This is a genomic window from Pseudomonas knackmussii B13 (genome assembly GCF_000689415.1).
Taxonomy (GTDB): domain Bacteria; phylum Pseudomonadota; class Gammaproteobacteria; order Pseudomonadales; family Pseudomonadaceae; genus Pseudomonas; species Pseudomonas knackmussii.
On record NZ_HG322950.1, the window covers coordinates 1,854,542 to 1,865,000 of the forward strand.

The 10,459-nt window shown below is 59.8% G+C and carries 12 protein-coding genes and 1 tRNA gene; 11 read left to right on the forward strand and 2 right to left on the reverse strand.

Features of this window, described 5'->3' with window-relative positions; translation table 11 throughout:
- Positions 1-45: 45 nt before the first annotated feature.
- Positions 46-552, forward strand: coding sequence for a DUF4946 domain-containing protein (locus PKB_RS08900; RefSeq protein ID WP_242411215.1), 507 nt, complete (start codon positions 46-48; stop codon positions 550-552).
- Positions 553-611: 59 nt separating this feature from the next.
- On the opposite strand, the gene PKB_RS08905 is transcribed toward PKB_RS08900, so the two are convergent.
- Together PKB_RS08905 and PKB_RS08915 are read right to left on the reverse strand one after the other, a co-directional pair.
- Positions 612-836, reverse strand: a complete 225-nt coding sequence (locus tag PKB_RS08905; RefSeq protein WP_043250912.1) for a hypothetical protein — start codon at positions 834-836, stop codon at positions 612-614.
- A gap of 407 nt (positions 837-1,243) precedes the next feature.
- Positions 1,244-1,603 (reverse strand): histone-like nucleoid-structuring protein, MvaT/MvaU family, encoded by a 360-nt coding sequence (locus PKB_RS08915; RefSeq protein ID WP_043250914.1) that lies wholly within the window; start codon positions 1,601-1,603, stop codon positions 1,244-1,246.
- Between the two features lie 288 nt (positions 1,604-1,891).
- Between PKB_RS08915 and PKB_RS08920 the strand changes: the two genes are divergently transcribed.
- The 10 genes from PKB_RS08920 to PKB_RS08965 all read left to right on the forward strand — a co-directional run bounded on the left by PKB_RS08920 (position 1,892) and on the right by PKB_RS08965 (position 10,393).
- Positions 1,892-2,725, forward strand: coding sequence for an alpha/beta fold hydrolase (locus PKB_RS08920; protein WP_043250915.1), 834 nt, complete (start codon positions 1,892-1,894; stop codon positions 2,723-2,725).
- 229 nt (positions 2,726-2,954) lie between these two features.
- On the forward strand, positions 2,955-4,877 hold the full coding sequence (gene thrS / locus PKB_RS08925) for a threonine--tRNA ligase (RefSeq protein WP_043250916.1): 1,923 nt from the start codon (positions 2,955-2,957) through the stop codon (positions 4,875-4,877).
- Positions 4,877-5,428, forward strand: coding sequence for a translation initiation factor IF-3 (gene infC, locus PKB_RS08930; protein ID WP_197539269.1), 552 nt, complete (start codon positions 4,877-4,879; stop codon positions 5,426-5,428). Before thrS ends, infC begins: the two co-directional genes overlap by 1 nt.
- A 60-nt stretch (positions 5,429-5,488) precedes the next feature.
- Complete coding sequence (gene rpmI / locus PKB_RS08935; RefSeq protein ID WP_043250918.1) at positions 5,489-5,683, forward strand: 50S ribosomal protein L35; 195 nt, start codon at positions 5,489-5,491, stop codon at positions 5,681-5,683.
- A gap of 18 nt (positions 5,684-5,701) precedes the next feature.
- Positions 5,702-6,058: a 50S ribosomal protein L20 gene (gene rplT, locus PKB_RS08940; protein WP_043250919.1), complete on the forward strand. Its 357-nt coding sequence runs from the start codon at positions 5,702-5,704 to the stop codon at positions 6,056-6,058.
- A 98-nt stretch (positions 6,059-6,156) separates the two neighbouring features.
- Entirely contained in the window at positions 6,157-7,173 is a 1,017-nt protein-coding gene (pheS, locus tag PKB_RS08945) for a phenylalanine--tRNA ligase subunit alpha (protein WP_043250920.1), read from the forward strand.
- A gap of 37 nt (positions 7,174-7,210) precedes the next feature.
- Positions 7,211-9,589 carry a phenylalanine--tRNA ligase subunit beta gene (gene pheT, locus PKB_RS08950; protein ID WP_043250921.1) on the forward strand — a complete coding sequence of 793 codons (2,379 nt, stop codon included), beginning with the start codon at positions 7,211-7,213 and terminating at the stop codon, positions 9,587-9,589.
- Positions 9,590-9,592: 3 nt separating this feature from the next.
- The gene (ihfA, locus tag PKB_RS08955; RefSeq protein ID WP_003090661.1) at positions 9,593-9,895 is read left to right on the forward strand and encodes an integration host factor subunit alpha; all 303 of its coding nucleotides are present in this window, start codon (positions 9,593-9,595) and stop codon (positions 9,893-9,895) included.
- The gene (locus PKB_RS08960; RefSeq protein WP_043250922.1) at positions 9,876-10,232 is read left to right on the forward strand and encodes a MerR family transcriptional regulator; all 357 of its coding nucleotides are present in this window, start codon (positions 9,876-9,878) and stop codon (positions 10,230-10,232) included. Before ihfA ends, PKB_RS08960 begins: the two co-directional genes overlap by 20 nt.
- Before the next feature lie 84 nt (positions 10,233-10,316).
- Positions 10,317-10,393 (forward strand) — tRNA-Pro (locus tag PKB_RS08965).
- Positions 10,394-10,459: the final 66 nt, after the last annotated feature.

A 10,459-nucleotide genomic window follows, 5' to 3' on the forward strand; every position in this document is an offset into this window, starting at 1 on the left:
CGGCAGGTTTCTGGAGGTTCTATGCGGGGTTGGTCGAGGTTGGGCGTGGCGCTGCTGGGAATGGGGGCAGCCTTTGTCGCGTGGTCGGCCGACGAGGGTGTGGTGAGCTGGCCGGCGGGGTGGCAGGTTTCGCGCTCGCCGGAGGCTCCGACGGATGACGTGCCGCTGGTGCGCGAGCGGGGCGTCAAGCTGGCGGCTGACGGTACTCAGGTGCTTGTCATGGAAGTCACCCGCAGTCGCCTGGCGGCTTCGCATGATGTGGACATGCAGCGAGTGATCCTGCAGATGCGCAAGTCATTGCAGATTGATTTTCTTCGCCAGGGGCTCCAGGCGGCTTGTAGCAAGCCGAAGGATGCGACCTTGGGAGGGTTGGCGGCGGTGGAGTTGATCTGCTCGGTGAGCCAGAACGGCAATGAGGTGCTGAAGCAGGTGTTGCAGGTGGCGGTCGGCAAGGAGGCGGCTTATTCGCTGAGCTATGCCTCCCCGGCGGCGCAGTATCAGGAGCAGAAGGCCGATATAGAGGCTGTGAAGTCTGCTTTGAAATTGCAGTAGTAAATGCTGCAGATATGAAAAGCCCCGCTCGATGCGGGGCTTTGCGTTTGCCTTGGCGATCAGGCGGCGAGCGAGGTCTGCACACGCTCGATAACGGCTTGCAGCGGCTCCGGGTTCTGATACTGCTGCGGATAAAGGCGCTCGCTGTGGCGGGCGATACCGTGCTCATTGACCAGCGTGAAGCTGAAACTGTCTTTGCGCGCGGCCATGATGATGCAGTTGAGCGGGGCGAATGCCACCTTGAGGGTGCGGATCGCCTCCTGGATCTGGATGGTCTTTTTCATGTTGTCTTGGTCTTCCAAACTGTAACGGTGCTATAGACCGTTCGAATCGTAAAAAACTCCGGTCAATTGAGGATGCGTTAGCTCTGTGACTGGAATATGGCAGCGAATGAAAACTTCAGGTTGTTCGTCAGGTATGCGCAGGCGAAGGATGGCAATCCTGAAAGCTTCAGCTGCTGGCGTCGATCTGGCGATCCGAGTCGGGATCGAGCCTGGGAGGATGTCGACGTTCTGCTGGCTATTGGCCGAGGCCCTGTGGATCCCAGTAGCGTGCCCAATCGGGGAGGTGCTGGGAGGGGCGACCTTGGTTCGTAACTCGCGGCGCGGATTCTACGCGATTGATCAGATTTTATTCAAGTCGAGTTTGTAAGGAAGAATGAAAAAGGGCGCCTTTGGGCGCCCTTTGTGAATCAGCTCTGCAGCCAGGATTCGACGGTTGCAGCGCCGTGCTGCTGTTTCCAGGCTTTCAGGGTCTTGTGGTTACCGCCCTTGGTCTCGATGACTTCACCGGACTGCGGGTTCTTGTAGACCTTCAGTTGGCGAGTACGGCGCGGCGCGACTGCTGCGGGCACGGCATTGCGGGTGCCATGCGGATCGAGAATCTCGACCACGTTGCGCAGGTTCATGCCGTATTCGTCCATCAGGGCCTGCAGTTCGTCCTTGAATTCCAGTTCTTTCTTCAGGCTGCTGTCGCTTTTCAGCTTTTCCAGCAGGGCCAGTTGTTCTTTGAGCAGGCGCTCGGCTTCGCGGAATTCTGCAAGTTTGGACATTGATGCACTCCAGGAGGGTCTTTCCGAAACGCTTGCCGAATGAGTCGAGAGTGACGAATTCGGGATTCGGAATTTTTATGGGCGCGAAATTATTAATTTAAAGCGGCCGACTGTGCAATCTCTTCGCATGCCGTTTCTACTTCGTCTCAAGAATTGACGAAGACCATTTCGATTGCCGACTTTATTGCTGACCCCGGATGCGCGGATAATTGCGTTCAATCAATAAAGGGCGAGCTCTTGCGAACGATCTCGCCCGCGTTTTGCGTGTGTTGTTCAAGAGGTAGAACGATGTCTTCCCCGTTGTTGAGCTTGCGCCTGAATGGTCGTGACTTCTCGTGTCAGGTAGAGGGGGAGGGGGCGCCCCTGGTAATGGTGCACGGCTCCCTTTGCGATTACCGCTATTGGCAATGGCAATTACGCGGGCTGGGTGAGCACTGCCGGCTGATAGTGCCGAGCTTGCGTCACTATTATCCGGAGGCTTGGAGCGGCGAGGGCGGCGATTTCACTACGCACCAACATGTAGAGGATCTGCTGGCATTGCTCGACTGGATTGGCGAGTCGGCGCATCTGCTGGGGCATTCGCGTGGCGGCAATCTCTGCTTGAGGGTGGCGTTGGCGGCTCCCGAGCGTTTGCGCTCGCTGGTGTTGGCCGATCCGGGTGGCGACTTCGCGGCAGATGTGTTTCGTGCGGCAGGTATGGTCGCTCCGGTCGCGCCGGCCGAGCGCAATCGTTTTCGCGAGCAGGCGCTACAGCTGATCAGGCAGGGCGAGCGAGAGGCTGGATTGCAGCTGTTCGTCGACACCGTGAGCGGTGAAGGCGTCTGGCAGCGGTCTTCCCGGCATTTTCGCGAAATGGCGGCGGACAACGCCATGACCCTGATAGGCCAGGTTGCCGATCAGCCTGAGCCTCTCTCGCTTGCGGCGTTGTCCGGTCTGGATGTGCCCACGCTACTGATCAGTGGCGAGCGCAGTCCGGAGCCATTTCCCAGCGTGGCAGAGGCGCTGCACAAGGTGCTTCCGGTTGCTCAGGTGGCGCGCATCGCCGGTGCCTCGCACGGGATGAACGCCACTCGTCCAGCGGCCTTCAATCGTGCAGTGCTGGGTTTCATCGCTACGCTCTAGCTGCCGCTCGTCAGTTTCGGCGAATTGCAGTACCATGCACGCTTCATTTTGGCCTGGAGCTTCCGGGCCCCAATTCGATCTTCCAGTGATCTCCGTCCGCGCGCGAATGCGCAGGGTGCCGACAAGGCGCCTGCCACTGTGAGGCAGGCACGCCCGGCGGGCGACGCTTACTGGCACATCCCAACCCATGTGGCCTTTCGTAGGGGTCACCACTAGGAGAGGAGGCGCCATGCCCATCATTACTCTTCCCGACGGTAGTCAGCGGTCTTTCGATCACCCGGTCAGCGTGGCCGAGGTGGCGCAATCCATTGGTGCGGGCCTGGCCAAGGCCACCGTGGCCGGCAAGGTCAACGGCAAGCTGGTCGATGCCTGCGATCCGATCGAGCACGACGCGACCCTGCAGATCATCACCCCGAAGGACGAGGAAGGGCTGGAAATCATCCGCCACTCGTGCGCGCACCTGGTCGGCCATGCGGTCAAGCAGCTGTACCCGACTGCCAAGATGGTCATCGGTCCGGTCATCGATGAAGGCTTCTATTACGACATCTCGTTCGAGCGTCCCTTCACGCCTGACGATATGGCGGCGATCGAGAAGCGCATGGCCGAGTTGATCGACAAGGACTACGACGTCATCAAGAAGATGACTCCGCGCGCCAAGGTCATCGAGGTCTTCAAGTCCCGCGGCGAGGAATACAAGCTGCGCCTCATCGACGACATGCCCGATGAGAAGGCCATGGGCCTTTACTACCACGAAGAGTACGTGGACATGTGCCGTGGTCCGCACGTGCCCAACACTCGTTTCCTCAAGGCATTCAAGCTGACTAAGATCTCCGGCGCCTACTGGCGCGGCGATTCGAAGAACGAGCAGCTGCAGCGTATCTACGGCACGGCGTGGGGCGACAAGAAGCAGCTGGCGGCATACGTCCAGCGCATCGAGGAAGCTGAGAAACGCGACCACCGCCGCATCGGCAAGCAGCTGGACCTGTTCCACCTGCAAGAAGAAGCGCCGGGCATGGTCTTCTGGCACCCCAACGGCTGGACGGTTTATCAGGTGCTCGAGCAGTACATGCGCAAAGTGCAGCGCGAGCACGGTTATGTGGAGGTTCGTACCCCTCAGGTCGTCGACCGCATTCTTTGGGAGCGTTCGGGCCACTGGTCGAACTACGCCGAGAACATGTTCACCACTTCGTCGGAAAGTCGCGATTTCGCGGTCAAGCCGATGAACTGCCCGTGCCACGTGCAGATCTTCAACCAGGGCCTGAAGTCCTACCGCGATCTGCCGCTGCGCCTGGCTGAGTTCGGCGCCTGCCATCGCAACGAGCCCTCGGGCGCGCTGCACGGCATCATGCGCGTTCGTGGCTTCACCCAGGATGACGCACACATCTTCTGCACCGAAGAGCAGGTGAAGAAGGAAGCTGCCGACTTCATCAAGCTGACCCTGCAGGTCTACTCCGACTTCGGCTTCTCCGACATCTCCATGAAGCTGTCGACCCGCCCGGCCAAGCGCGTGGGTTCCGAAGAGCTGTGGGATCGCGCCGAGCGCGCGCTGGCCGATGCGCTGGACGAGTCGGGCCTGGAGTGGGAATACCAGCCGGGCGAGGGCGCTTTCTACGGTCCGAAGATCGAGTTCACCCTCAAGGATTGCCTGGGCCGTAACTGGCAGTGCGGGACCCTGCAATACGACCCGAACCTGCCCGAGCGACTGGATGCCAGCTATATCGCCGAAGATAACAGCCGTACCCGTCCGGTAATGCTGCATCGCGCGATCCTTGGCTCCTTCGAGCGCTTCATCGGTATGCTCATCGAGCACTACGCCGGCCTGTTCCCAGCCTGGCTCGCGCCGACCCAGGCGGTGGTGATGAACATCACTGATAAACAGGGCGAATGGGCGGAAGAAGTGGTCCGCCAGCTCGAGCAAAGCGGATTCCGTGCCAAGTCCGACTTGAGAAACGAGAAAATCGGCTTTAAAATCCGCGAGCATACTTTGCTCAAGGTTCCCTATCTCCTAGTTATTGGGGATCGGGAGGTTGAATCGAAGGCCGTCGCCGTACGTACGCGCGAAGGGGAAGACCTCGGCTCGATGCCGCTTTCCCAGTTCGTCGAGCTACTGACTGGGGCGGTTTCCCGGCGTGGTCGCCAAGACTTGGAGTAATCATTATTAAGCGTGAAATGAGACAGGATAAGCGGGCTCTCCCGAAACCGCCGATCAACGAGAACATCACCGCACGTGAAGTGCGCCTGATCGGTGCTGACGGTCAGCAGATCGGTGTAGTCACCCTCGACGAGGCACTGCGCCACGCCGAAGAGGCCAAGCTGGACCTGGTGGAAATCTCTGCTGATGCGGTGCCTCCTGTCTGCCGCATCATGGATTACGGCAAGCACCTGTTCGAGAAGAAGAAGCAGGCGGCGGCTGCGAAGAAGAACCAGCACCAGCAACAGATCAAAGAAATCAAATTCCGACCAGGGACGGAAGAAGGGGATTACCAGGTAAAACTACGCAACCTGGTACGTTTCCTGAGTGATGGGGACAAGGCCAAGGTATCCTTGCGATTCCGTGGCCGTGAGATGGCCCACCAGGAGCTGGGCATGGAGCTGTTGAAGCGGGTCGAAACCGATCTCGCTGAATTCGGCACCGTGGAACAGCATCCTAAGCTGGAAGGACGCCAGCTGATGATGGTCATCGCTCCCAAGAAGCGTAAATAACCTCCCGGGCACTGGCAGGCCTGATGGTTATCAGTTGTTAACGAATGCGGAGTACCAAACATGCCAAAGATGAAAACCAAGAGTGGCGCTAAGAAGCGCTTCAAAGTGACTGCTGGTGGCATCAAGCACAAGCACGCTTTCAAGAGCCACATCCTGACCAAAATGACCACCAAGCGTAAGCGTCAACTGCGCGGCACCTCGCTGCTCGCGAAGTCTGATGTACGCCGTGTAGAACGCTCGCTGCGTCTGCGTTGATTTTTGGAGGATATGTAAATGGCTCGTGTTAAGCGTGGCGTGATCGCCCGTCGTCGTCACAAGAAGATTCTGAAACTCGCCAAAGGCTACTACGGCGCGCGTTCGCGCGTGTTCCGCGTTGCCAAGCAGGCGGTGATCAAGGCCGGCCAATACGCCTACCGTGACCGTCGTCAGCGCAAGCGTCAGTTCCGCGCCCTGTGGATCGCCCGTATCAACGCCGGTGCTCGTATGAACGGTCTGTCCTACAGCCGTCTGATCGCTGGCCTGAAAAAGGCGGCCATCGAGATCGACCGTAAGGTCCTGGCCGATCTGGCTGTGAACGAAAAAGCGGCGTTTACCGCGATTGTCGAGAAAGCGAAGGCCAGCCTGGCTTAAGCCCTACGACAGTTACCGGATCTCGGTCCGGAGGTAACGTCACCGATAGGGGAAGAGCCTTACCGCTCTTCCCCTATTTTTGTATCTGGAGTTGGTACATGGAAAACCTGGACGCGCTGGTCTCGCAGGCCCTGGACGCCGTGCGGAACACCGAAGACGTCAACGCCCTGGAGCAGATCCGGGTTCACTACCTCGGCAAGAAAGGCGAGCTGACTCAGGTGATGAAGACCCTGGGCGACCTGCCGGCCGAAGAGCGCCCCAAGGTCGGTGCGCTGATCAACGTTGCCAAGGAAAAGGTTCAGGACGCGCTGAACGCCCGCAAGACCGATCTTGAAGGCGCGGCGTTGGCAGCCAAACTGGCGGCTGAGCGTGTCGACGTGACCCTGCCGGGCCGCGGCCAGTCCTCCGGTGGCCTGCATCCGGTCACCCGTACCAAGGAGCGTATCGAGCAGTGCTTCACTCGTATCGGCTACGAAGTAGCCGAGGGGCCGGAAGTCGAAGATGACTACCACAACTTCGAAGCGCTCAATATCCCCGGCCACCATCCGGCGCGGGCGATGCACGACACCTTCTATTTCAACGCGAACATGCTGCTGCGTACCCACACCTCGCCGGTGCAGGTGCGTACCATGGAGAGCCAGCGCCCGCCGATCCGCATCGTCTGCCCCGGCCGTGTGTACCGCTGCGACTCCGACCTGACCCACTCCCCGATGTTCCACCAGATCGAAGGTCTGCTGATCGACGAAGACGTCAGCTTCGCGGATCTGAAAGGTACCATCGAGGAGTTCCTGCGCGCCTTCTTCGAGAAAGAGTTCTCGGTGCGCTTCCGTCCGTCCTTCTTCCCGTTCACCGAGCCTTCGGCTGAGGTCGATATCCAGTGCGTGCTGTGCAGCGGCAAAGGCTGCCGCGTGTGCAAGCAAACGGGCTGGCTGGAAGTGATGGGTTGCGGAATGGTGCATCCGAACGTGCTGCGCATGTCCGGCATCGATCCAGAAAAGTACCAGGGCTTCGCCTTTGGCATGGGTATCGAGCGTCTGGCCATGCTGCGCTACGGCGTCAATGACTTGCGCCTGTTCTTCGACAACGACCTGCGCTTCCTCGGGCAATTCCGCTAGGCCGCGCACGACGTCAACGAATTATTAGGAGAGCAGGATGAAATTCAGTGAACAGTGGCTGCGGAGCTGGGTGAATCCGCAGGTTTCCCGTGACGAGCTGGTTGCTCGTCTGTCCATGGCAGGCCTTGAGGTCGATGCCGTGATTCCCGTAGCCGGCGTCTTCAGCGGCGTGGTTGTGGGTGAGGTGCTCAGCACCGAGCAGCACCCGGATGCAGACAAGCTGCGCGTGTGCCAGGTCAGTAATGGCAGCGAGACCTTCCAGGTCGTCTGCGGTGCGCCGAATGTGCGCCCGGGCCTGAAGATCCCCTTCGCCATGATTGGCGCAGAGCTTCCGGGTGACTTCAAGATCAAGAAGGCCAAGCTGCGTGGCGTTGAGTCCAACGGCATGCTGTGCTCGGCCAAAGAGCTGGAAATCAGCGACGACAACGCAGGGCTCATGGAGCTGGCGGCCGATGCCCCGGTGGGTGCGAGCATTCGCGACTACCTGGAGCTGGATGACGCCTCGATCGAGATCGGTCTGACCCCAAACCGCGGTGACTGCCTGTCGCTGACCGGTCTTGCTCGCGAAGTCGGCGCGCTGTACGCAGCGCCCGTTACCTTCGTTGACGTAAAGCCGGTTGCCCCGAGCATCGATGATATTCGTTCCATCGAACTGCTGGCGCCGAGCGCCTGCCCGCGCTACCTCGGCCGGGTTATCCGCAATGTCGACCTGAGCAAGCCGACCCCGCTGTGGATGGTTGAGCGCCTGCGACGTTCGGATATCCGTAGCATCGACGCAGCAGTGGACATCACCAACTACGTGATGCTCGAGCTGGGCCAGCCGATGCATGCCTTCGATCTTGATGAGATCAAGGGCGGCATTCGTGTGCGTATGGCTGAAGAGGGCGAGAAGCTGGTCCTGCTGGACGGCCAGGAAGTGGCTCTGCGCGGCGATACCCTTGTGATTGCCGACCACGAGCGCGCGCTGGCTATGGCTGGCGTGATGGGCGGCGAGCACAGTGGTGTCAGTGAGAAGACTCGCGATTTGTTCCTGGAAAGCGCCTTCTTCGACAACATCGCTGTCGCTGGCAAGGCTCGCTCGTATGGCCTGCACACCGACGCCTCGCATCGCTACGAGCGTGGCGTGGACTTCGCGCTGGCCCGTCGCGCCATGGAGCGCGCCACCGAACTGCTGCTGCAGATCGTGGGTGGGCAGGCAGGTCCTGTTACCGAGCAAGTTAGCGAGGCGCATCTGCCGAAGCTTGAGCCGGTGGTGCTGCGTGCCGAGCGTGTCGAGCAGATGCTGGGCATGAAGATGGACGCTACGGAAATCGAGCGCCTGCTCTCCGCGCTGGAGTTCCAGGTGAAATCTGATGGGGAAGGGCGCTGGACGGTGGGAGTTCCCAGTCATCGCTTCGACGTTTCCCTGGAGGTCGACCTGATTGAAGAGCTCGGTCGCCTGTATGGCTACACCCGCCTGCCGGTACGTTATCCGCAAGCGCGCCTGGCCCCGAACAACAAGTCCGAGACCCAGGCAGAGCTGCCGGCGCTGCGCCGTCTCCTGATTGCTCGCGACTATCAGGAAGCCATTACCTACAGCTTCATCGATCCGAAGTGGTTCGAGCTGTTCCACCCGGGCGTAAAGCCCTTGACGCTGGCTAACCCGATCTCTGCAGATATGGCCGCCATGCGCGCCTCGCTGTGGCCGGGCCTGGTCAAGGCGCTGCAGCACAACCTGAACCGTCAGCAAACCCGTGTTCGCTTGTTCGAAAGCGGCCTGCGTTTTGTCGGGCAGCTTGAGGGGCTGAAGCAGGAAAACATGCTGGCCGGTGTGATCTGCGGCGGCCGTCAGCCTGAGGGCTGGGCGAACGTGCGTGATAACGTCGACTTCTTCGATATGAAAGCCGATGTTGAGGCGCTGCTGGCCAGTGCTAGCGCAGCCGACAGCTTCACCTTTGTCCCGGGCGAGCACCCGGCGCTGCACCCGGGGCAGACTGCTCGTGTGGAGCGTGAGGGTGAACTGGTGGGTTACGTGGGAGCGCTGCACCCGGAGCTTGCCAAGGCGCTGGGCTTGGATCGCCCGGTGTATCTGTTCGAACTAGTGCTGGGTGAGCTGGTGCGTGGCCGACTGCCGAAGTTCAGTGAACTGTCGCGCTTCCCGGAAGTGCGCCGCGATCTGGCGCTGGTTGTGAATCGCGATGTTCCGGCCGAATCGATCCTCGCGACTATTCGCGAGGAGGCGGGGGAGTGGCTCACGGACCTCAGGCTGTTTGACGTCTATCAAGGTAAAGGCATTGATCCGCTTGGAAAAAGCTTGGCGGTTGGCTTGACCTGGCAGCATCCATCACGCACTCTTAATGATGACGAGGTGAACGCGACTACGCTGCAAATCGTTGCCTCGCTGGAGCAAAGGTTCAACGCCACGTTAAGGAAGTAGCGTATGGGGGCTCTGACGAAAGCTGAGATTGCCGAACGTCTGTATGAAGAGCTGGGCCTGAATAAACGGGAAGCCAAGGAACTGGTGGAGCTCTTCTTCGAAGAGATCCGCCAGGCGCTGGAGCATAACGAACAGGTGAAACTGTCCGGTTTCGGCAATTTTGACCTGCGCGACAAACGCCAGCGCCCTGGGCGCAACCCCAAGACCGGGGAAGAGATCCCGATCACGGCTCGCCGCGTCGTCACCTTTCGTCCAGGCCAGAAACTAAAAGCCAGGGTTGAGGCTTATGCTGGAACCAAGTCATAACGCCGAACTGCCTGCGATTCCGGGCAAACGCTACTTCACCATCGGTGAGGTAAGTGATCTGTGCGCAGTCAAACCGCACGTGCTGCGTTATTGGGAGCAGGAGTTCCCGCAGCTCAACCCGGTCAAGCGTCGCGGAAATCGCCGCTATTATCAGCGCCAGGATGTGCTGATGATTCGCCAGATCCGCGCGCTGCTTTACGATCAAGGCTTCACCATCGGTGGGGCGCGTCAGCGCCTCTCTGGTGACGAAGCGCGTGAAGACGTAACCCAGTACAAGCTGCTCATTCGTCAGATGATCACCGAGCTGGAAGACGTTCTGCAGGTGCTACGCAAGTAGCTGAAAAAAATCAGGAAAGTACTTTGCCGAATGGATTCCTTGCGGTATAGTGCGATCCGCTTACCGGGCAACCGGAAGTAACGTCGGGGCGTAGCGCAGCCTGGTAGCGCACTTGCATGGGGTGCAAGGGGTCGAGTGTTCGAATCACTCCGTCCCGACCAAATTCGGCAAAAAGGCCGGTCAGAAATGACCCCGGCCTTTTTTGCATTTGGCAGTTCTAAATTGCC